Annotated in this window: 20 protein-coding genes; all 20 read left to right on the top strand. The window is 46.6% G+C overall.

Going from position 1 to position 21,842, the window contains the following annotated elements; all coding sequences use genetic code 11:
• The first annotated feature begins 6 nt into the window (after positions 1 to 6).
• The 20 genes from recJ to ACODJP_RS10470 all read left to right on the top strand — a co-directional run bounded on the left by recJ (position 7) and on the right by ACODJP_RS10470 (position 21,763).
• The gene (recJ, locus tag ACODJP_RS10565) at positions 7 to 2,184 is read left to right on the top strand and encodes a single-stranded-DNA-specific exonuclease RecJ (RefSeq protein WP_422481278.1); all 2,178 of its coding nucleotides are present in this window, start codon (positions 7 to 9) and stop codon (positions 2,182 to 2,184) included.
• An 84-nt stretch (positions 2,185 to 2,268) separates the two neighbouring features.
• A complete protein-coding gene (gene rpsU, locus ACODJP_RS10560) occupies positions 2,269 to 2,478 on the top strand; it encodes a 30S ribosomal protein S21 (protein WP_422481431.1) in 210 nt (69 codons plus the stop codon).
• Between the two features lie 199 nt (positions 2,479 to 2,677).
• Positions 2,678 to 3,964, top strand: a complete 1,287-nt coding sequence (locus tag ACODJP_RS10555) for an O-acetylhomoserine aminocarboxypropyltransferase/cysteine synthase family protein (RefSeq protein ID WP_422481276.1) — start codon at positions 2,678 to 2,680, stop codon at positions 3,962 to 3,964.
• Positions 3,965 to 3,975: 11 nt separating this feature from the next.
• Positions 3,976 to 4,944 (top strand): homoserine O-acetyltransferase MetA, encoded by a 969-nt coding sequence (metA, locus tag ACODJP_RS10550; protein ID WP_422481274.1) that lies wholly within the window; start codon positions 3,976 to 3,978, stop codon positions 4,942 to 4,944.
• 125 nt (positions 4,945 to 5,069) lie between these two features.
• Entirely contained in the window at positions 5,070 to 5,954 is an 885-nt protein-coding gene (locus ACODJP_RS10545; RefSeq protein WP_422481272.1) for an NAD(P)-dependent oxidoreductase, read from the top strand.
• Positions 5,951 to 7,036 (top strand): phosphoserine transaminase, encoded by a 1,086-nt coding sequence (gene serC, locus ACODJP_RS10540; protein WP_422481270.1) that lies wholly within the window; start codon positions 5,951 to 5,953, stop codon positions 7,034 to 7,036. Before ACODJP_RS10545 ends, serC begins: the two co-directional genes overlap by 4 nt.
• On the top strand, positions 7,036 to 7,488 hold the full coding sequence (locus ACODJP_RS10535) for an Lrp/AsnC family transcriptional regulator (protein ID WP_422481268.1): 453 nt from the start codon (positions 7,036 to 7,038) through the stop codon (positions 7,486 to 7,488). The genes serC and ACODJP_RS10535 overlap by 1 nt, the downstream gene beginning before the upstream one ends.
• 177 nt (positions 7,489 to 7,665) lie before the next feature.
• Complete coding sequence (locus ACODJP_RS10530; RefSeq protein WP_422481266.1) at positions 7,666 to 8,472, top strand: IclR family transcriptional regulator; 807 nt, start codon at positions 7,666 to 7,668, stop codon at positions 8,470 to 8,472.
• Between the two features lie 32 nt (positions 8,473 to 8,504).
• Positions 8,505 to 9,887 carry an aspartate aminotransferase family protein gene (locus ACODJP_RS10525; RefSeq protein WP_422481264.1) on the top strand — a complete coding sequence of 461 codons (1,383 nt, stop codon included), beginning with the start codon at positions 8,505 to 8,507 and terminating at the stop codon, positions 9,885 to 9,887.
• A gap of 16 nt (positions 9,888 to 9,903) precedes the next feature.
• Complete coding sequence (locus tag ACODJP_RS10520) at positions 9,904 to 10,920, top strand: aspartate-semialdehyde dehydrogenase (protein WP_422481262.1); 1,017 nt, start codon at positions 9,904 to 9,906, stop codon at positions 10,918 to 10,920.
• Positions 10,921 to 10,923: 3 nt separating this feature from the next.
• Positions 10,924 to 12,105 (top strand): M20 metallopeptidase family protein, encoded by a 1,182-nt coding sequence (locus ACODJP_RS10515; protein ID WP_422481260.1) that lies wholly within the window; start codon positions 10,924 to 10,926, stop codon positions 12,103 to 12,105.
• Between the two features lie 103 nt (positions 12,106 to 12,208).
• Positions 12,209 to 13,279: a TRAP transporter substrate-binding protein DctP gene (dctP, locus tag ACODJP_RS10510; RefSeq protein ID WP_422481258.1), complete on the top strand. Its 1,071-nt coding sequence runs from the start codon at positions 12,209 to 12,211 to the stop codon at positions 13,277 to 13,279.
• Positions 13,280 to 13,363: 84 nt separating this feature from the next.
• Positions 13,364 to 13,996, top strand: coding sequence for a TRAP transporter small permease (locus ACODJP_RS10505; RefSeq protein WP_422481257.1), 633 nt, complete (start codon positions 13,364 to 13,366; stop codon positions 13,994 to 13,996).
• On the top strand, positions 13,996 to 15,273 hold the full coding sequence (locus ACODJP_RS10500) for a TRAP transporter large permease (RefSeq protein WP_422481255.1): 1,278 nt from the start codon (positions 13,996 to 13,998) through the stop codon (positions 15,271 to 15,273). The genes ACODJP_RS10505 and ACODJP_RS10500 overlap by 1 nt, the downstream gene beginning before the upstream one ends.
• Positions 15,274 to 15,289: 16 nt before the next feature.
• Positions 15,290 to 16,027, top strand: a complete 738-nt coding sequence (locus ACODJP_RS10495) for an aspartate/glutamate racemase family protein (protein ID WP_422481253.1) — start codon at positions 15,290 to 15,292, stop codon at positions 16,025 to 16,027.
• Between the two features lie 36 nt (positions 16,028 to 16,063).
• A complete protein-coding gene (locus ACODJP_RS10490) occupies positions 16,064 to 17,239 on the top strand; it encodes a M24 family metallopeptidase (protein WP_422481251.1) in 1,176 nt (391 codons plus the stop codon).
• 4 nt (positions 17,240 to 17,243) lie between these two features.
• Complete coding sequence (locus tag ACODJP_RS10485; RefSeq protein ID WP_422481249.1) at positions 17,244 to 18,224, top strand: threonine/serine dehydratase; 981 nt, start codon at positions 17,244 to 17,246, stop codon at positions 18,222 to 18,224.
• Positions 18,225 to 18,232: 8 nt separating this feature from the next.
• On the top strand, positions 18,233 to 19,231 hold the full coding sequence (locus tag ACODJP_RS10480) for a cyclodeaminase (RefSeq protein ID WP_422481247.1): 999 nt from the start codon (positions 18,233 to 18,235) through the stop codon (positions 19,229 to 19,231).
• Positions 19,232 to 19,247: 16 nt separating this feature from the next.
• Positions 19,248 to 20,417 (top strand): M24 family metallopeptidase, encoded by a 1,170-nt coding sequence (locus ACODJP_RS10475; protein WP_422481245.1) that lies wholly within the window; start codon positions 19,248 to 19,250, stop codon positions 20,415 to 20,417.
• Positions 20,418 to 20,440: 23 nt separating this feature from the next.
• Positions 20,441 to 21,763 (top strand): aspartate kinase, encoded by a 1,323-nt coding sequence (locus tag ACODJP_RS10470; protein WP_422481243.1) that lies wholly within the window; start codon positions 20,441 to 20,443, stop codon positions 21,761 to 21,763.
• Positions 21,764 to 21,842: the final 79 nt, after the last annotated feature.

The following is a 21,842-nucleotide window of genomic DNA, read 5'->3' as shown; positions in this document are numbered from 1 at the left end:
TGATATATGAAAGAATGGAGAAAGGAACCGGTTTCGGTAGAGCTTGTAAGGAAGTTGAACGAAACCTATGGAGTGGATTACATCACTGCCTCCCTATTGGCTCGTCGTGGAGCTGTTGAGCCGGAAACGGTACGGTTTTTTCTGGAAACCGATGTTTCGTTTCTACACAATCCCTTCCTATTCGATGAGATGGAAAGTTTTGTCGAACGGGTCATGCAGGCAAAGGATGAAGGCGAAAAGGTCTGTGTATTCGGGGATCGTGATGTAGATGGTATCACCAGCACCGTCCTTCTTGTCCAGGAATTGGAAGCCATGGGAATGGATGTCTCTTGGCGCTTGCCCGAGGGCGATGAACCATATGGCCTTACCGGGGCGGGGCTGAAGCAGGCTGCTGATAAGGATATCACATTGGCAATCACGGTTGATTGCGGTATCTCGAATATTGAAGAAGTAGCTCTGGCCAAAACGCTTGGTATAGATGTGTTGGTTACAGACCACCACCTAGCTGGAGAGATGATTCCTGCTGCTGAAGCTGTTATCGATCCAAAGCTTGAGGGATGTGGATATCCATTTGCGCACCTTGCCGGTTGTGGTGTGGTCGCGAAGTGTATCTGGGCATTGCGCTTTGCTTCAAGTGACTTCTATAGAGAAGAATTCATCCTCCTTCATGCGATGCCAGGTAATACGGTACCAGGAAAAGAGACTATAATCATTGAGGCTGCAAGGATCAAGAATCTAGTCATGGAGGATAGGATTGTCGAGGAAGTAGTTCCTGGAATCCTAGAGATACACCAGAGTCGGATGCTTCGATTCCTTGATGCCGGAATACCTATCCTAGCGTTCGATATTGATATCGAGAAACAGGTATTGGGACGAGCCTTTGGTGCCAATGTGGATATCCATATGGGAGAGTTACGGACTCAATTCGAACAGGTTTTGCCCCAGGTGAAGGGAAAGAGCCTCTTTAGTCTTATGCGAATGAGCAGATCGGTTCGGTATACTAAATCTCCGAGCGAACTCGATGTGCTGTTCTCTCTCTTTACCGCTTATGTACTAAAATCGGTACCAGGTCTTTCCACTGAATACGAGAAGATCTTGGACTTGGTTGCCATGGGAACGATAGGGGATCTCATGCCGATGGTCAATGAGAACCGTATTCTGGTACGGACCGGAATGCGTATGATGACCGAAGGTGTACGCAAGGAACTGCTGGCTCTGATGACTATGCAAAATCTGGTAGGTAAACAACTCTCAACCAGCGATATCGGTTGGCAATTGACCCCCGTTATCAATGCCTCTGGGAGATTGGGAAGACCTGATGTGGCTGTGAACATGCTGCTGGCAAAGGATATGCGTTCCTGTGAGGAATTCGCCGGTGAATTGATGAGGCTCAATAAGGAGCGACAAAAGCAAGGGGAAGACTCGTGGGGTAGATTGCTCCCCAAAGCCCGTAATAGCCATGGAGATTTCGACGGGAAGTTTCTTATGGTTGAGGATGCTACAGTGAGTCGTGGACTAACCGGAATCATGGCATCGAGGTTGCTGCGACAATTCAATGTTCCTAGCATGGTTATCGCCCATCTGGACAATGAACGGGTAACGGGCAGCATCCGAAGCCCGCAACATTTCAATGTGCGTGATTTCTTGAGTACATTTGAAGATCTTTTTCTGGATTTCGGAGGGCATCGTTGTGCGGGTGGTTTCAGTATGGAGTACAAGCATCTGGATGCGCTTAGGTCGCGAATCGTACAAGCGATAGATTTGGTGGAATCCCGTGATGGCATAGAAGATGAACCGGTTTTGATTGATGCTGAGTTGCCTCCAGACTATCTTACCCCAAAATTGATTTCACTGGTGGAGATCTTTGAACCATATGGAGAGGGCAATCCACCATTGCAGTTCCTGATTCGCGGAGCGAACGTGGAGGAATTGCAGCTGTTGAACCGTTCCAAAGGTAGTGGGGCTGCCCATGTGAAGATGCAGTTACAGTACGGTGGCTTCCGATGGCCTGCTCTTTACTGGAATGGGGCGGACGATGTCGGTTCTGTGTTCAATGAGCACGATGAGGTCGATGTTGTCTTCAGGATGGGCAGAAATTATTTCCGTAATAATGAGACTTTACAGCTTACTGTCGTCTCTGTCCAAAAACACAAACGGTCCATAGAACAGATTATGGACCGCTGACACGTAGGGACCTTGACAAAAAAAATAGTTTTCACCATGATAAATCCTACATTGGTCCCATGCATTGGGAAGGGGGTGATTACCATAGCTTACGTAAGAGTAGACGACAATGAACCTCTCGAGAAGTCGATCAAGAAATTCAAGAGAATGGTCGAGAAAGAGGGTATCATTCGAGAATGGAAAAAGCGCGAATATTTCGAAAAGCCTTCCACGATCGAGAACCGGAAAAAGAAGGCCGCAGCGCGCAAACAGCTGAAAAAAGTACGTAAGATGCACTCCATGAAGAGTTACTAATCGCCTCTGTACATGTGACGTGATCGCCGTCGGTGTACAACCGACGGTTTTTTTTATAAAGTAAGGAGGTTCCTGGATGAGTAGGACATTGCATACCACCTGTAGAAATGGCTCCGTCCGCGATAGCATGCGACGGCTTTCTCCAGACATGTGCCGGTATGGCCATGACCCATCATCCCATAAATAAAGGAACCAAACCATGAATAACAATAATGTATATCACTTTGAGACACTACAATTGCATGCAGGACAGGAGCAAGCCGATTCTGCCACAGGAGCTCGCGCTGTACCTATTTATGCTACCACCTCCTATGTATTCGATGATTGCCGACATGCTTCGGCACTTTTTGACCTCTCCGAACCAGGAAACATCTATACCCGTATAGGCAATCCGACGACCGAAGTCTTTGAAAAGCGGATGGCCGCCTTGGAGGGAGGAGTAGGAGCGTTGGCTACTGCCTCTGGGCAAGCTGCCATTACCATCGCTATGCAGAATCTCGCTCGCAATGGAGACCATATTGTCGCAGCCAGGACTATCTATGGAGGAACCTATAATCTGTTAGGAAGGACCTTTTCGGACAATGGAGTGAGTACGACATTCTTTGATGTCGATAATCTAGAATCCTTGGAACAGGCTTTCCAGCCAAACACGAAGGTTGTTTTCATAGAAAGCATTGGTAATCCGAATGCCAATCTAGCCGATATCGAACATATCGCTAAAATTGCTCATGAACATGCTGTTCCTCTGGTGGTGGACAACACATTCGCCACGCCATATCTCTTGAGGCCGATCGAACATGGGTGTGACATCGTGGTACACTCGGCAACCAAGTTCATCGGAGGGCATGGGACAAGTATCGGGGGAGTTATCGTCGATGGTGGTACCTTCGACTGGAAGGCCTCGGGGAAATTCCCCTGGTTTGTAGATCCAGATCCGAGCTACCATGGCATTAGCTATACCGAGGCTACCGGAAATCTTGCTTTCATTACCCGTGCACGGGTAATCTTGCTTCGGGATTACGGAGCGGCACCCAGTCCATTCAACTCCTTCCTCTTTCTCCAAGGACTTGAGACTCTTTCTCTCAGGGTTGAGAGGCATATAGAGAATACCCTAGCGATCGTGGACTTCCTTTCAAAACATCCTAAAGTAGAACGGGTTAACCACCCCTCAGTGGAAGGCAATCCGAATAACATGCTATACAAACGGTACTTCCCTCATGGTGGAGCCTCTATCTTCACCTTCGTGGTATCTCAAGGAGCAGAGGGAGCCATCAGATTTATCGATCGTCTCGAAATCTTCTCATTATTAGCCAATGTTGCCGATGTGAAGTCGTTGGTTATTCACCCGGCAAGCACTACACACTCACAGATGTCCAGCCAGGAGTTGGCGGCTGCAGGAATTGAGCCAGGTACCGTCAGACTTTCTATCGGAACTGAACATATTGAAGATCTGCTGGCCGACTTGGCGCAAGCGCTCGAATCTTAGGAGAGTGCTCTATGCCAGTGAAAATTTCCGACGCACTACCTGCTAGAAGTATACTCGAGCAAGAGAATATTTTCGTGATGACGGAGAAAAGGGCTATAAGTCAGGATATCCGTCCATTACGCCTATTGATATTGAACCTAATGCCATTGAAAACCAGTACGGAGACGAGTCTTCTCAGAAGATTGTCCAATACCCCATTGCAGATCGAGGTGGATTTTCTGAGGACGGAGACATATATTTCGCGGCATGCCTCAGCCGAATACTTAGAGGAGTTCTACAAGACGTTCGATGAGGTGAAGACCCATTCCTATGATGGGATGATCATTACTGGAGCTCCTGTGGAGACGATGGAATTCGAGGATGTCGAATACTGGGATGAACTATGTACTATCATGGAATGGGCGGCAAACCACGTGTTTGCCAACCTGTTCCTGTGTTGGGGTGCACAAGCCGGATTATACTACCACTATGGTATTAAAAAGTATCCTCTTGAAAAGAAGATGTTCGGTATTTTCGAGCATCAGGTCCAGATACCGAATATGCCGTTATTACGAGGCTTTGACGAAATGTTCAATGCTCCTCATTCACGTCATACAGAAGTCCGTGAATCGGATATCGCTACAGTAGATGACCTAGAGATCCTGGCTACCAGTGATGAGGCGGGGCTCTATATTGTCTCAAGCAAGGATGATCGTCAGATCTTCGTATTTGGGCATCCCGAATACGAGGCCGACACATTGGACTCGGAGTATAGACGGGATCTGGAAAGGGGACTTTCAATCGAGATGCCGAAAAACTATTACAAGGACAATGATCCCGGGCAGGGGCCAAAAGTGACATGGTATTCGCACGCTCAGCTGTTATACACCAATTGGCTTAACTATTATGTATACCAGACCACACCCTTCGACCTCGATCTCTTGCCCGAATCCCATACAAAAAATCCCTCTCCGGCAGCTCCAAAGAGGCTAAAGACTTAAGAAACATGGATACGGTAAGAAGTTGATGGGAAATTTACCTTAACGTAAAAATTTCAATAATTATTTGACAAATCCCGAATTACTGCAGTATCATGTAATAACCTTTAATCCATAGGAGAAATATGATGCTGATATTGATTTCAGACGCATTCGATGCCTCTCTTCCAAAAATGCTCGAGGCATATGGAGAAGTCACTGAAGATCATGGCCGACTGGCCGAAGCCGATGTAGTACTTGTAAGAAGTAAAACCAAATGCACAAAGGAATACATCGACAGTGCGAAGAACTTGAAACTGATTATTCGCGGTGGGGTGGGAATCGACAATATCGATTCCGAGTATGCAAAAAGCAAGGGGATCATAGTACGGAATACGCCCAAGGCTTCGGCGATCGCAGTAGCTGAATTGGCTTTCGCGCTGATGATTTCGGTTCCGAACCATCTAATTGAAGTCCATAATGGAATGAAGGATGGCCAATGGCTCAAAAAAGTAAAGCGAAACGAACTCTATGGGAAAACTTTGGCTTTGCTCGGAATCGGTAATATTGCCACCAAGGTAGCCGAACGTGCATTGGCTTTCGGTATGAAAGTGGTTGCGTACGATAAATATGTAAAACAGAGCCCTGTTGCTACCATGATGCCCACTGTTGCCGATGCTGTGAGAGATGCCGATTACGTTTCCATGCATTTGCCGCTCACGGATGAAACAAAAGGTATCTTTTGTACCGATTTGATCCGCGAATGCAAGAAGAGACCGGTTATCATCAATACGGGACGTGGTCCTTGTGTCGATGCCGAATCCATGGTTAAAGCACTTGAAGAGGGAACCATTTCCTGGTATGCCACGGATGTCTATCCAAGCGATCCTCCTAGTCCCGATTATCCATTACTTAAGAGCGATAGGGTAACATTAACCCCCCACATCGGTGCGAACAGTGAAGAAAACCTTTTAAGGATTGGTGATGAAGCTTGTGCAATTATCGATGAATTGGTCAAAGGAGGAGCTCTATGAGTCGGAAAAAGAATTTTTTCGCAGGCCCATCGGTTTTACCGATGGAGGTTTTGCAGCAACTGCATGAGGACTTGCTCGACTATAAGGGTAGTGGACTCTCTATGGTAGAGGCCAGCCACCGTGGCCAGCCGTTCGAAGATATGTACCACGAATGTCTTAACTTGCTTCGGGAACTCATGGGTATTCCCGAAAATTACGACATTTTCTTTCTTGGGGGAGGAGCTACCCTCCAATTCTCCATGATTCCCATGAATTTTCTCCGCCCGGGAACTGTAGCCGATTATATCAAGAGTGGTACATGGGCTAATAAGGCTACCAGCGATGCCAAGAAGTTGGGTGATGTACACCTCTACTACGATGGTACAGAGAACAACTTCACCTCTTTGCCAGACCCAAAGAGTGTAAAACCCTCACCAAATTCATCTTACCTTTATCTATGTTCCAATGAGACTATCGGAGGAATCGAGTGGCAAGACTGGCCGGATGTCGGGGATGTTCCTTTGATTGCCGATATGTCCAGTGATTTGCTCAGTAGAGCTGTACCCGTGGAGAAGTTCGCAATGATCTATGGCGGGGTACAGAAGAATTTAGGTCCAGCTGGAGCGACTCTCGTGATTTTGCGGAAGGATATGCTGGAAAGACAAAATAAGAACCTCACTGCCTATCTCGATTACCGACTCCATGCCGAAGGTGAGGGGTTGTACAATACCCCTCCTGTCTTCTCGATCTGGGCAGTAAAACTAGTCCTAGAGTGGATAAAGAAGAATGGTGGCGCTGAAGGTATGGCAAAGCGGGCACAGTTGAAATCTTCAATCATCTATGATGCCATAGATTCAAGTGATGGTTACTATCGAAGTCCTGTCGATGCTGCCTATAGATCGAAAATGAATATTGTCTTCCGATTGGGAAGCGATGAACTTGAGAAGAAATTCCTTGCTGAGACAAAGGCAGCCGGTATGCTTGGTCTAAAGGGACATAGGAGTGTAGGAGGACTGCGAGCCTCGATTTATAACTCACTTCCTGTGGAAGATGTCCAGGCGCTGGCCGATCTTATGAAGGAATTCCAGAGAGTGAATGGCTGATGAAAAAGATTGATGAGACCAATAAAGCGATAATCAAACAACTTTCGGATGGACGTAAACCGTTCAGTGCGATTGCCGATGAATTGTCCATTACCGAGAATACCGTACGGGCACGTGTAAATAAGCTGATGGAAGAGGGTGTGCTGCAAATTTCCGGATTGATTGATCCTGAGGCTATACCAGGTCTTCAGGTGATCATGATGGGGGTAAAGCTTAAAACCCTAGACCTTGGCCGGAAGGCACAGGAATTCGCCAGACTGCGGGGAGTAGTTTCCGCTGTGGTTGTCACTGGACGATATGACCTTATCGTCCAGGTCCTACTCGGAGAAGATGAAGGTTTGAGCTTATTGGATTTCTTCAAGAAGGAATTGGCGAAGGTTTCAGAGATCTTGGAAGTCGAGACCTTCGTTGTATACCAGTCCCATAACTATAGGATTCCCTTTATCCTCTAAAAGTCTCCTGACGTCCTACATACAAAATAGACTACACACGATTGGCAGAGTGCTTTTCGTGTGTATTTTTGTAGCCAAAACCCTTTGATATATTAGATATTTTATTATCTTTTAAAGAATAGCTATAAATTTTAAATTTTTTATTGACATCTGCCAGATGTCCCCCCATAATAAAGTATGTTTCAACAAATAAACGAGCGTTCAAATAGTGAGACATCTTACCAGCTGGCTACCACGGTTATGAAGGGTTTCCATCTTCTGGAATTTATCTCAGAAAACCAGCCAGTCCAGCCCTCGACCATGTGTAAAGGGTTAGGTCTCACACGCGCGAACCTTCATAGGCTACTCTATACGCTCGTTTGTCTTGGTTATGTGGAAAAATCACGTATGGGCTACCAGTTGAGCCTCAAGCTGTTCCAACTTGGCAGTACGGTTCCTATTAAGGAACAACTTAGGGAATCGGCAAAAGCACGGATGTATGATCTGGAGCGTATCGCAAAGGAGAACATTTACCTTACCGTATTATACCACGACATGGTGATAGCCATTGAAGAGGTGAAAAGTTCCCATACCGTTGTCCTGAATCCCGATGTCACCTATACCTATCCGGTTAATACCTGTGCATCGGGGAAATTACTATTGTCCGGCTGGACAGATGAGGAGTTGGAGCGGTATCTGGATAACGTTACGTTTATTCAGAAGACTCCCAATACCTGTATGGATAAGGAACGATTCAAACAGTTGGTTCGGGAAGCCGGGGATAAGGGATATGCGACCGAGGTTCTGGAATTTGGTAACCACCTCAATAGTATCGCAGCTCCATTATTCAATCGGGATGGGGAGGTTATTGCGACAATCGCTATTTCCGGTCCATCCATGCGATTGACAGAAGAAAAGATGAATGAATTCGTCGAGCCTCTGATGATGATGGCTCGGCAGATTTCTGAAAGTATGAGTTATAACAACAAGACCCCTTCCCGGTAGTAACCGGAGATGCTGGGCAAAGGAGAGTTGATATGGATAATGAAAAGATGTTTGAAGAAATGTCTCTGCAGGGTGCACCGAAGATTGCTATGGTACCGCCAGGACCCAAGTCTAAGGAGATATTGGAGTACCAGGCAGCGAACGAGAGTTCAGCCGTGTCCTATTCAAAGGGCATGCCGATGGCTGTTGCTCGTGGTAAGGGAGCAACTTTGGAAGATGCCGATGGCAATATCTATATCGATATGTTCAGCGGCGCCGGTGTAATGGCTCTTGGCCATGGCCACCCGGAAGTTCTTAAAGCTGCTCACGAGCAGATCGATAAGGTAACCCATACACTGGATATTCCAACCGAAACCAGAGTTAAGATGGTTCAAGCCCTTCGGAGCGTTCTTCCCAAGGAATTGACCCGCGTATTCTTTGGCGGTCCTACAGGATCCGATGCAGTTGAGCAAGCGATCAAATTGGCAAAATACAATACGGGACGTAACGGAATTATAGCTTTTGAAGGTGCCTATCACGGAATGACCGGTGTTTCCTTGGCTTTGACCACAGACAGCAGTCACCGCGATGGAGTTGGCCAGTTGGTTCCTGGTATCCAGTTTATTCCATACCCATATGCTTACCGTAATCCGTTTGGATGTCCCGACGATAAGGTCGACGAACAGGCAGCCAATTATTTGGAAAGGGTTCTTGAGGATTCCCATAGTGGTTTCTCTCTTCCTGCTGCTGTAATCCTTGAGTCAGTACAGGGTGAGGGTGGTACAATCATTCCTTCGAAGCGCTTCATGCAGCGTGTACGTGAGATCACCAAAAAGCACGGAGTTTTGATGATTTGTGATGAAATTCAAGCTGGTTTGGGTAGGACAGGTAAGATGTTCGCATTCGAACATGGCGAGATTGTTCCTGATATCATCACCATGAGCAAGGCTCTCGGAGGTATCGGATTCCCCATCAGCGCAATCGCTTACAGGGAAGAGCTTAACACCTGGCCAACAGGAAAGACCATTGGAACCTTCCGTGGAAACATGATTGCATTCGCAGCTGGAGCTACCGCTCTCAATTGGATGACCGAACACAAGATTCCCGAACGGGCAGCAACGCTTGGTGAAAAGGCATACAAGAAAATGAAGTCTATGGAAGACAAGTACGATATCGTTGGTGAAGTACGCGGAATCGGACTCATGCTTGCAATCGAAATGGTAGAAGATTCTGCATCCCGCAAACCAGCAGCAGCTTTGGCCAAGAAAGTTCGCAAATATGCACACCAGAGGGGTGTCATGATTGAAGTTGGCGGCCACCATAACAACGTAGCGAGATTGCTTCCCCCATTGGTGATCCCCGAAAACTATCTGATGAAGGGTATCGATATTATTGAAGGTGTCATTGCAGATTTGCAGAGCGGAAAGCTCGACTAGGATAGGAGGAAATAAGATGTCTAAAGAATATACTGTTGCGGTAGTTGGTGCACTTGGTGTTGTCGGTACCGAAATGATCTCCACATTGGAGAGAAGGAATTTTCCAGTCAAGGAGCTTGTGCCCCTTGATATTGCATCCCAGGCGGGGAAAGAAGTTACTTTCAAGGGTAAACAGTGGGTCACCAAAGAGGCCAAGAAAGGCGCATTCAAAGGTGTTGATATCGCAATTTTCTCTGCTGGTGGAGATGCCAGTGCCATATTGGCTCCTATCGCTGTTGAAGAAGGCGCGATCGTTGTAGACAACAGTAGCCAATGGCGTATGGATCCTAATTGTCCGTTGGTAATTCCCGAAGTCAATCCCCAGGATCTTGACTGGCATAAGGGGATTATTGCTAACCCGAATTGTTCTACTACACAGATGCTCGTTGCATTGAAGCCTTTGCACGAAGCAGCGAAGATCAAGCGTATCGTCGTATCAACTTACCAGGCTGTATCCGGTTCCGGAAAGAAAGCTATCGATGGATTGCAGCTTGAGGCCGAAGAGGTGATCAAGGATGGGAAGATAACGAAACCACGCGCTTACAAGAAGCAGATCGCATTCAATGCTATTCCCCATATCGATGTATTCCAGGAGGGAGGCTATACCAAGGAAGAGTATAAGATGGTAAATGAGACCAAGAAGATGCTCGACCCCAGTATTGAAGTAACTGCTACCTGTGTACGTGTTCCCGTATGGTATGGGCATTCGGAGTCGATCAATATCGAAACCGAGAGAAAGCTTACTGCAGAAGAGGCGAAAGAGATCCTCTCGAAGGCTGAGGGTATTAAGGTTATTGATGATCCGTCAACAGAACTTTATCCCACTCCTTTGGAAAGCAACGATGAAGATTTGACCATGGTCGGTAGAATCCGTGAGGATTACACCATTGCCAATGGGTTGAACCTCTGGTGTGTCTCCAACAATATCCGCAAAGGGGCTGCGCTGAATGCTGTACAGGTTGCAGAAACCTTGATCAAGAGGAATTTGGTATAATCTATGAAAGTCCAGGAAGCTGTCAGATCACATAACAAAGAGCTCATAGCTTTGCGAAGGGATTTCCATGCTCATCCTGAGTTGGGATTCCAGGAGTTCGGGACTTCCAAGAAGATTACGGAATACTTGAAGGGTTTGGGTTTGGATCCTCAAACCGTTACCAAGACAGGTGTGACGGCTCTTCTTAAAGGTAAGACCGACAATGGTCCCGTTCTGCTTATGAGGGCAGATATGGATGCTCTTCCAGTTGAAGAGCAAACAGGACTCCCTTTCACCTCCGAAGAAAAAGGTTTGATGCATGCATGTGGGCACGATGCCCACATGGCAATGATGTTAACCGCAGCGAAAATCCTTGTTTCAATGAAGGATTCTTTCGACGGTACCATTAAATTTGTATTCCAACCAAACGAGGAGATTGCCGGAGCTCAATCGATGATTGATGATGGTATCCTGGAGAATCCGAAAGTCGATGCGGCAATGGGGGTCCATATCTGGTCTCCATTGCCAAGTGGAACCTTGGGGGTAAAATCGGGAGCCGTAACATCCTCCATGGATGTGTTCAAAGTCGTTATCAAAGGACGAGGAGGACACACCGGTTACCCCGACAGTGCGGTTGATCCTGTAGTTTGTGCTTCTGCTGTCGTACAACAGGTACAGTCTATCCAGACACGCTTTATCAGTCCCATGAAACCGATTGCCCTTATGTTCGGTAGGATCAGTGGTGGAACAAAGAACAATATTATTCCCGATAGCGTTGAGCTCGAAGGTACGATTCGTTACTTGTTCGCCACTAAGCCAGGAAATTCTGACAATCCTACGGACAAGTTCAAGAAAATGGTAACTGACATCTGTAATTCATATGGATGTACATGTGAGTTCTATTTCGATCATGAAAACGACGCTGTGATAAATGATCCAACCATGACAGCTTTGGCATATGATGTAGCCAAGGACATAGTGGGTGAAGCGAATGTTGCTGAGCATGCTTCTATGGCTTGTGAAGATTTTGCTGCATTTGGAGAACATGTTCCTGCAGTATTCACCTTTATCGGTACAGCAAGCGAACAGGCGAAGAGTACCTATCCCCATCACAACCCTCGTTTCACGATTGATGAAGAGACTCTCCCGATTGGTGTTGAATTCCTCGTGGAATCCGCTTTGCGGTTCTTCAAGGGAAAGAAATAACAATCAACCGGTATGCTGTGGGTGGAGGCCGCAACATACACTCGAAACTAGCGATCATATGTGGATTAAATGCTCCACATGAGAAATTTTTCAGGAGGTTTATATGAAAAATCGTATCGTCCTTTTAGCGCTCATTATTGCGCTGATGATGCCTGCTGCAACTCTGTTTGCACAAGGTGGCGAGGAAGCTGCACCTGCTGCGGACCAGACATGGAACGTACGTATGCCGACCGCTGAGGTCGAAGGCGACCCGATGACCGTTTGGGCACGCGAATTCGCCGAGTACATGAAGGAAGAGACCGACGGTAAGTTTAATATCGAGGTTTTCCCCTATGGTACTCTTGGTGAGAACCGTGACATTAACGAGCTTGCTCAGCTTGGTGTCGTTGAATTCGTCTTCTCCGACTATGGTTGGATTAGTTCTTTTGTTCCCCAGGCCAACGTTCTTGCCTTGCACTACATCTGGCCCTATGAGAATCTTCCCGAAGTACTCGACTGGGTAGTTCGTAATGGCGAATCTTTCGAGCTGATGCGCGCAAAATTCGAGCAGAACGACTTGGTCCCATTCGGTATTTTCTTCGAAGGCTGGCAGTGGCTCACCAGTAAAAAACCCATCAACCAACTCTCTGACCTTCGTGGTTTGAAGACTCGTGTCATGGGTTCAGAAATGCTCACACGTGACTATCGTGCGTATGGAATCGTTCCTACTCCGATGGCATATGGTGAGATCTACAGCGCCTTGCAGACTGGTCTTATCGATGCACAGAGCCAGCCGATGTTCGCGAACTTCAGCATGGGCTTCTATGAGGTTGCTGATCATTTCGTTCAGCTGTGGGCAGAACCCTTCTTGGGTATCCCCGCAATCAACAAGGCATTCTTTGAATCCTTGCCGAAAGAGTATCAGGACCTTATGGTCAACTACTGGCTCGACAAGATCATCCCGAGTGCTGAGTGGGTAAACGCCAATAACGAACGCATGAGGAAAGAGATTGAGAAGTCTCGACCCGAGGTTACTTTCACTGAGTTGAATGATGACCAGATTGCCCAGTTGCGCTCAATTGCAGCTAAGGATGTCTATCCTAACTTCCCAGAAGTTGGTGGCGCAGGTTCCGCTGAGATTCTTGACGCTCTTCTCGCTGATATCGAGAAAGCCAAGGACGCTCTTGGAATGTAACCAAGTATACTTTGTCAATTCAGGTTTCCCGGGCTTCAGCCCGGGAGGCCATTGGCAATAGTCCCCCCATAAAGGTAAAAAACCATGAGTAAACCACAAACGGATACGCAAGGTGTCCAGAACCCGATAAAAAGACTTGGAAAGTATCTGTCTTTATTCATTGATAGGTTTGAAGTTACCATATTATCAGTGAGCACAGCCTTTCTTGCTGTCTTGCTCATTGTCAACGTTATTGCACGCAATTTGTCAAAGAGCATATATTTCGCAGAAGAGATTTCCAAGCTCTTCGTTATATTGATTACTTTCACCGGCACCAGTTTCGCCGCTAGAAAAGCTAGGCATATCCGGATGGGAGCGATATTGGAATTGTTGCCACCCAAAGTTGAGAAGGTGATCGTCATTCTTATTAGTATTATCAGTGCCATTGTCATGTTCACTCTTGCCTATCATGCTTTCAACTATATGAACAACCTCCGCATCCGCGGTACCAAGACTGAGGCTTTGGGTGCTCCCTACTGGTATTTTATAATCATAGCTCCTATAGCATTCTTCACTTCCGGAATCCAGTATGTCCGGACTGTATTCAAGAATTTCAAGGAGAAAGATGTATGGCTGTCTCCTGAGCAGCAAAGTGAATTTGAAGATGAAGTCACAATGATGGAAAACGTTATGGCTGAAACCGATATAGACTCATTGGAAATGAAGGAGAATAAGTAATGGGTACCGTAGGATTAGTAATGATAGCGATGTTACTGTTGGGTTTCCCATTCGTGATCACCCTCATAACACCGCTTATGGTTTATCTTGGCTTGGAAATGCCCTTGGTAAATCCGCAGGTTATCATCCAACAGATGATCAACGGATTTGCCGCTCCTTCATTGGTCACCGTACCGATGTTCATTTTGGCGGCAAATATCATGACATCCGGTAAGGCAGCAAATCGCTTGGTCAATATGATCAGGGTTTTCGTTGGTCATATACCGGGAGGTTTGGCAATAACCACCAATGCAAGTTGTACGTTGTTTGGTGCCGTATCAGGATCAACTCAGGCTACTGTTTCCGCAATCGGTGGAACCATGAGACCAATGTTGCTGAAGGCTGGTTATTCGAGTTCTTTCACATTGGCTCTTATTATCAATGCGAGTGATATTGCACTGTTGATCCCACCATCGATCGGGTTCATCGTCTATGGAGTAGTCACAGCAACCTCCATCGGTAAGTTGTTCCTTGCCGGTATAGGGCCTGGTGTGTTGATCTTTATCCTATTCTCGATCTATGTATTCTTCTATTCCAAGTTACGCAATATCGCTATCTTGGAGAAGGCGAGTTGGGCAGAGCGGAAACAGGCACTCAAGGAAGGTATTCCTGTCATGGGATTCCCGTTGATTGTTGTCGGTGGTATCTATGCTGGAATTTTCAGTCCAACCGAAGCAGCAGCTGCCGGTGTAGCCTATGGCTTAATACTGGAGACATTCCTGTATAAGACCATGACATGGAAGAAGCTGGTGCAGGTATTATTGGATGCTGGTATCGTAACAGGTGTCGTGTTCATTCTGGTAGGTTCCGGTCAGGTCTTCTCTTGGATGATCAGTTTCTTACGCATACCCCAACAGGTCATGCCTGCGATCATTGGAACGGATCCAACACAATTGCAGCTTATCATCGTAGTCGTCATAGCATACTTCGTTGCATGTATGTTCGTTGACCCGATTGTAGCAATTTATGTTCTGAGCCCGATTTTCCAACCGTACGTAGTGGCAACCGGAATCGACCCGGTCCTCTTGGGAACCTTGATCGTACTCCAGGCTGCTATCGGTTCGGCGACTCCGCCATTCGGGTGTGATATCTTTACCGCACAGTTGATCTTCAGAAGACCATATTTCGAGGTTATCAGGAAAATATTCCCCTTTATTGGAATCCTGATTCTCTCAACGGCATTGATTATCATCTTCCCACAGATTGCTCTATTCTTGCCTCAGACAGCAGGAATTTGATCGAAGGAATGGTGATATGAAGTATTTTGTTCGCCCGGGACAAGTAAGTTATGGAGAATCTATAGGAATATTATTATTGGAGAACTATGCTCCATTCATTCCGGGCGATACTGCCAATGCGACAACGTACGGATATCCAGTTCGATTCAGACGGGTTCCGGGGTTGTCCGTTGAGCGGATATTCAACCACGATGCGAGTATGTATGAAGCTTTAAAGGCTGCTGCAATGGAGCTGAAGCGGGAAGGAGTCCGAGCTATTACCGGAGATTGTGGATTTATGGCTCTTTTCCAACAACAGTTGGCGAAAGAGCTAGGTATACCAGTCTTCCTTTCGAGTCTCCTACAGCTTCCGTTTATGGGTCTTATTGTAGGTCCAAAAAAGCCTATCGGTGTTGTCACTGCCAACAAGACAGCGTTGATACCAGAGGTCTTTTCATGGGCTGGTGTTTCTGAGGAACTTCGTGACCGTTTAGTGGTGAAGGGACTTGAAGATGACCAACATTTCGTAGATGCAGTATTCACGGAAAACGGGATGCTCGATTCAGAAATTGTCGAATCAGCCGTCGTAAAGCGTGCTGTCGATATGCAGAAGGAGCATCACGATCTTGGAGCCATATTGCTTGAATGTAGTATGTTGCCACCATATGGGGCTGCTGTTGCGGAAGCTACTGGCTTGCCGGTGTTTGATTACGTAACAATGATCGATTACGTCCATGCAACCGTCGTGAAACGTCGATTCCATGGGCATATGTGAGAGATAGTAGGTAAATAAGAGGCGAGGAGGTTTTTGATGCCAGTATTTACAAGAGAAGAATATTTGGGTCGTATAGAAAAGACCAAACAGTTGATGCAGAAGAAGGGGATTGAACTCTTGGTAGTCAGTCATCCTGCTAACATGAACTATTTGACCGGATACGATGGTTGGAGTTTCTATGTACACCAATGTGTATTGGTTTCATTGGATAAAGAAGAGCCTCTGTGGATCGGTAGAGGAATGGATGCCAATGGTTGCAGAATCACCAGTTTTCTGAAGAATGAGAATATCTACGAGTATGCCGACAACTATGTCCAGTCCTTGGAACGCCATCCCATGCAGTATGTCGCCGATATCGTAAAGAAACACGGCTGGGACAAGAAGACTGTAGGTGTAGAAATGGATCAGTTCTATTTCACTGCACAGGCTTATGTTGAGTTGCAGAAAAGTCTTCCCAATGCAAAGTTCACTAACGGCAATGCTTTGGTTAACTGGGTCAGGGTCGTCAAATCTCCTGCAGAACTCGAGATGATGAAAAGAGCAGGGCAGATAGCGGTCAAAGTCATGGATGCAGCCAAGAAGCACATCCAAGTCGGAGTCCGTGAATGTGATGCTGCGTCCAAGATTGTCGAAGCTCAGTATGCTGGAACCAGCGAATATGGTGGAGACTATCCGGCCATTGTTCCTCTCATGATGGCTGGGGAAGCTACCAAGACTCCACACCTTACCTGGTCTGACAAGACTTTCAAGAGGGATGAGGCTGTACTTTTAGAGTTGACCGGTGCTTATAAACACTATCATGCTCCTATTGCCCGTACGATCTATTTGGGAGAGAATCCGCCCCAACTGATGAAAGATACGGCTGAGGTAGTCATGGATGGTCTTCAAAAGACGCTAGAATGGATCAAACCTGGAGTAACTGCTGAAGGAATTGAGGCGAAATGGAGAGATGCCATAAGCCATTCTAAGGTTGTCAAAGAATCACGGTTGGGTTATTCAATTGGTGTGAATTACCCACCAGACTGGGGTGAGCATACTATCAGCCTCAGACCAGGCGATAAGACGATAATCGAACCAAATATGGCACTGCACCTGATTCCTGGTATCTGGTATGACGATGTAGGTTTTGAGATTGATGCCTCCATCTATATTACCGAAAACGGGTATGAGTCGTTCTACGATTATCCTATCGATATCATCTTTAATAAATAACGTTATGAAGGATACGAATACGTTACCGACCATTGCAGATGTCTGGACCGCTGCCGGGAGAATCTACCCGGTGGTGTCCGAGACACCGGTAGTCGAGTCCCCGCAGGTCGCTAAGCTTGCGGGTTCTTCGTCTGTCTTGTTGAAATTGGAACTCATGCAGCCTACAGGATCATTCAAGGTTCGTGGTGCCACAAATACTATTCTCTCTCTCTCTGATGAGGAGAAGAAGCGGGGAGTGATTACCTTTTCTACAGGCAACCATGGCCGTGCGGTCTCTTATGTAGCACACCAGGTTGGCGTGAAAGCGGTTGTCTGTCTTTCAAAACGGGTCCCATCATATCGTGTTGAGGCGATTCGTGAATTGGGAGGCACTCCAGTGGTCTATGGGGCATCGCAGGATGAAGCCGAAGACCATTATCGGGAACTCAAGGAGAAGGAAGGCTATGTACCAGTCGTTCCTTTCGATGATCCAAGGGTCATTGCAGGGCAAGGGACTATAGTCTTGGAGCTGCTTCGGCAAAGACCCAATATTGATACCCTTTTGATTCCCCTGTCAGGAGGTGGTCTCCTTGCGGGAATGGCAATGACTGCTAAAGCATTGAAACCCTCGATTCGGGTGATTGGAGTCTCCATCGTCCGATCACCAGCGATGTTGGAGAGTCTCAAGATCGGTAAACCTGCCGATATCGAAGAGAAGGATACGCTTGCCGATTCCCTTTTGGGAGGTATCGGACGGGAAAATCACTATACGATGGAACTGGTGAGACAGTATGTCGATGAACATATCCTTGTCGATGAGGATGATATCGAGAAAGGAATGCGCTACCTGTTCACCAATCATGGTCTTGTTGCCGAAGGAGCTGCATCCGTAGGTATAGGAGCTCTTCTCTCTGGTAAGGTTGATGTCACTGGAGGGCATGTCGCCATGCCCTTGACTGGACGGAATGTCGATATGGAGAGATATCTCTCCATTATTCAAAAGTGAGGATATACATGAGTGATGGAATTCTAGTACTTTCTGAGCAGGAGTTGAGAAAGTTCGTAAGATTGGATAAAGAAGTTATCGAAAAAGTAGAATTGGGTTTTGCCGAATTGGCTGCAGGTAATGCCACCGTTCCACCTATTATGATGCTGCCTGTACCCGAGAAGAACGGTGAAGTCGATATAAAGAGTGCCTTTATTAAAGGATTGCCCAGTATGGCGATAAAGATCGCTTCAGGTTTTTTCCAGAATCCAGATATCGGACTACCCTCACAAAGTGGCCAAATGTTGGTAGTCAGCGCAGAGACTGGTTTCTTGGAGGGCGTTCTTCTCGATAATGGGTATCTAACCCAAGTCCGTACAGCAGCCGCAGGGGCAATAGCTGCCAAATATTTAGCGCCCGATGGGATCGATACTGTCGGAGTTGTTGGATGTGGAGTTCAGGCTCGTTACCAAATGGAAGCTCTCATGTTGGTGAAACCATATAAAAAGATCGTGATGTATAGTATTGATTCAGAAGAGCGGAAGCAGGATTTTATCAAAGACATGAAAAGTAGGTTGGATGTTGAGGTCGTTAGTGCTGCTTCTGGTGCAGAAATGGCTGCCCAATGTGGGATAATTGTAACCACCACACCCGCAAGAAAGGGATATTTTGAGGCTGATTGGGTTCACCCTGGTTTGCACATCACCTCAATGGGTAGTGATGCTGAAGATAAGCAGGAACTTAAAGGTGCCGTATTCGGGAAAGCAGATGTTATCGCTTGTGATCTTAAAGCCCAGAGCTTCCGTTTAGGTGAGTTGCGGGGAGCAAAGGAAGAGGGTTTTGTCGATGACAAGACTCAAGTATGGGAAATTGGCGAAATAATCAAAAGCGGAAAGTCGGCTAGAACCCGTGCGGATCAAGTTACTGTATGTGATCTCACCGGTGTAGGTGTACAAGACACCATGATTGCTCTCATGGCCTACGAGATCGCAAAAAGAGAGAAAGCCGGGATAACTGTCCCCCGCTGATATTGAGGAGTCAATGATGAAAAAACTGGTTTTTTCTACTGATGAATATAAGAGGCGCTTAGATTTGGTAAAGGAGCGAATGGACCATCGTGGTATAGAATTGCTTCTTGTTATGGATCCAAGTCATATGAGTTATCTCACTGGATTCGACGGATGGAGCTTTTATGTGCATCAGGGTTTGGTGATCGATCTCAAAGATCCTATGCCAATGTGGTTTGGGCGTGCTCAAGATTCAAATGCAGCTCGTATGACGACTTATTTACCTGATGACCATATTTTCGGTTATAAGGATGAATATGTTCAATCGCGATATATGCATACCATGGAATTTGTTGCAGGCCTCATGAAAGGTAAAGGGCATACCCTTGCTGTGGAAATGGATGGTTATTGGTTCAATGCTAAGATGTTGTTGACCTTGAACCGTGAACTTCCCGAGATGAAGATTGTGGATGCAGAGAACTTAGTCGGCTGGGTGAAGACCGTCAAGAGTGAGGCTGAGATCAACTACATTAGGGAGGCTGGAAAAATTACCGAAGCCGCAATGACCCTTGCTATAGATTCAATTGCACCTGGTGTATATGAAAAAGAGGTCGCAGCCTTGGTCTCCGCGCAACAGATACGGGGAACAGAAACCTATGGTGGAGACTCTCCCGCGATCTTCCCGATCATCCCGAGTGCTGAAAGGACATCGTCGGCTCACTTGACTTTCGATTCGGAAAGGAAGTATCAAAAAGGGGATGTTGTACTTTTAGAATTGGGATCGGCCAGACATCATTACCATGCCCCTCTTTCCCGAACTGTTTTCATAGGAGATCCACCCAAGGATTTACAGCATGTTTCTGATGTCGTAGTAAACGGTTTGCAGAAGACGCTTTCGGGAATTGGCCCGGGAATGCTTGCCGAAGAGGTTGAAGCCTTATGGCGTTCATGCCTAGTCGGTACAGGAGTGGAGAAGCCATCGAGGGTAGGGTATTCGTTTGGCTTAGCTTTCGTACCCGATTGGGGTGAGCATACCGTAAGTCTCCGGCCTGGAGATAAATCGGTTCTCAAACCGGGAATGACCATACACTTCATGCCGGGAATCTGGTTAGATACCTACGGCTTTGAGTGTAGCGAACCATTCTTGGTTACAGAGACAGGATGTGAAAAGATTATTGAGTATCCGGAGAAATTATTCATAAAATAGGCTATGGCAAAGAGGTGAACAATATGGCAAAGGGTAAAGAGATATGGGTAAGCAAATTTGGCGGGACATCGCTTGCGAATGCCAGTCAGATAGCAAAGGTCAAGGACATTGTATTTGCGGACGACAGAAGGAAGTTGGTTGTTGTCTCAGCTCCTGGAAAAGAGCATAAGGAAGATACGAAGGTGACCGATCTGTTGCTTACGTGCCATAAGCTGGTTGAACAGGGAAAATCCTATGACGAGCCTTTTGCCATTATTAGAAGAAGGATCAATGAGATAGCCTCAGCTTTGGGTGTTGGTCTCGATATGGACAAGGAGTTGGATGATATTTACGCACGGTTATCCCAAGAGAAAACTGCAGATTTCGCTGGAAGTCGAGGTGAATATCTAAATGCTCTGATGATCTCAGAATTCTTTGGCGCAACCTTTGTCGATGCAGGACAGATTATCCGACTTACCGAAGATGGCCGTGTTGATGAAGAAACCTATGAAATTGCCGAGAAAGTCCTTAAGACTATTGAGGGACGTATCGTTTTGCCAGGTTTCTATGGAACAGGACCTCATGGTGGTATCCAGACTTTCAGTAGAGGAGGGAGTGATATCACTGGAGCTATCGCTGCAAGATCCATTGGCGCAGATATCTATGAAAACTGGACTGATGTCTCGGGAATCTATATCGCTGATCCCCGGGTAGCTGAAAAGGCTGGTCCAGTCGCCAAGATCACCTACCGAGAAATTCGTGAATTAGCTACCATAGGTGCCAGTGTATTCCACGAGGATGCAATTGCCCCAGTACGTAAGGTCGGTATTCCTATTAATGTAAAGAATACTAATGATCCAAGTGCCCCTGGGACCATGATTACTTCTTCAAGGGATTCTAAGAAGGACCACTTGGTCGGAGTTTCGGGGAAGAAACCATATAGACGGCTCGTTGTTGAAAAATTCATGTTGGATCGCTATCCAGATGCGGCAAAAGCTATACATGGAATCATTGAGCAGGAAAAGCTTGTATGTGACGTGGTAGTCGATGCGTTCGATACGATTGTCATGTATCTTGCGACAGATATGGATGATGCAGGGGCGGATGAATTGGTTAAAAAAATCACAGAGACTGTCGATGTCGATATCTGTGACATGTCGGAGCCTTTAGTTCTTATTGGAGTTGTTGGAGAGGGAATGGATCTTGAGCCCACCTTAATGGAACGAATTGCGACAACCATTTCGACTCTCGGATTCCCATTGACTGTCGTCTCTGCAAGTTTGCCGATCAAGCGACTGTTTGCCGTACCGATCGATGCGTATGCCCCGGTATTGAATGCTATTGTGGATACCATAGTCTCCGACTGATACGTACTAAATAGCACACTATCAGCCGTCTCTCCTTGAGTGAAGACGGCTGTTTTACTGTACAACCGTACAAATATTG

Origin of the sequence: Pleomorphochaeta sp. DL1XJH-081 (assembly GCF_049310885.1) — a bacterium.
Taxonomy (GTDB): Bacteria; Spirochaetota; Spirochaetia; order Sphaerochaetales; family Sphaerochaetaceae; genus CAYZJV01.
The sequence above is the reverse complement of the archived record's forward strand: the minus strand, read 5'-3'. Positions and strand labels throughout refer to the sequence as shown.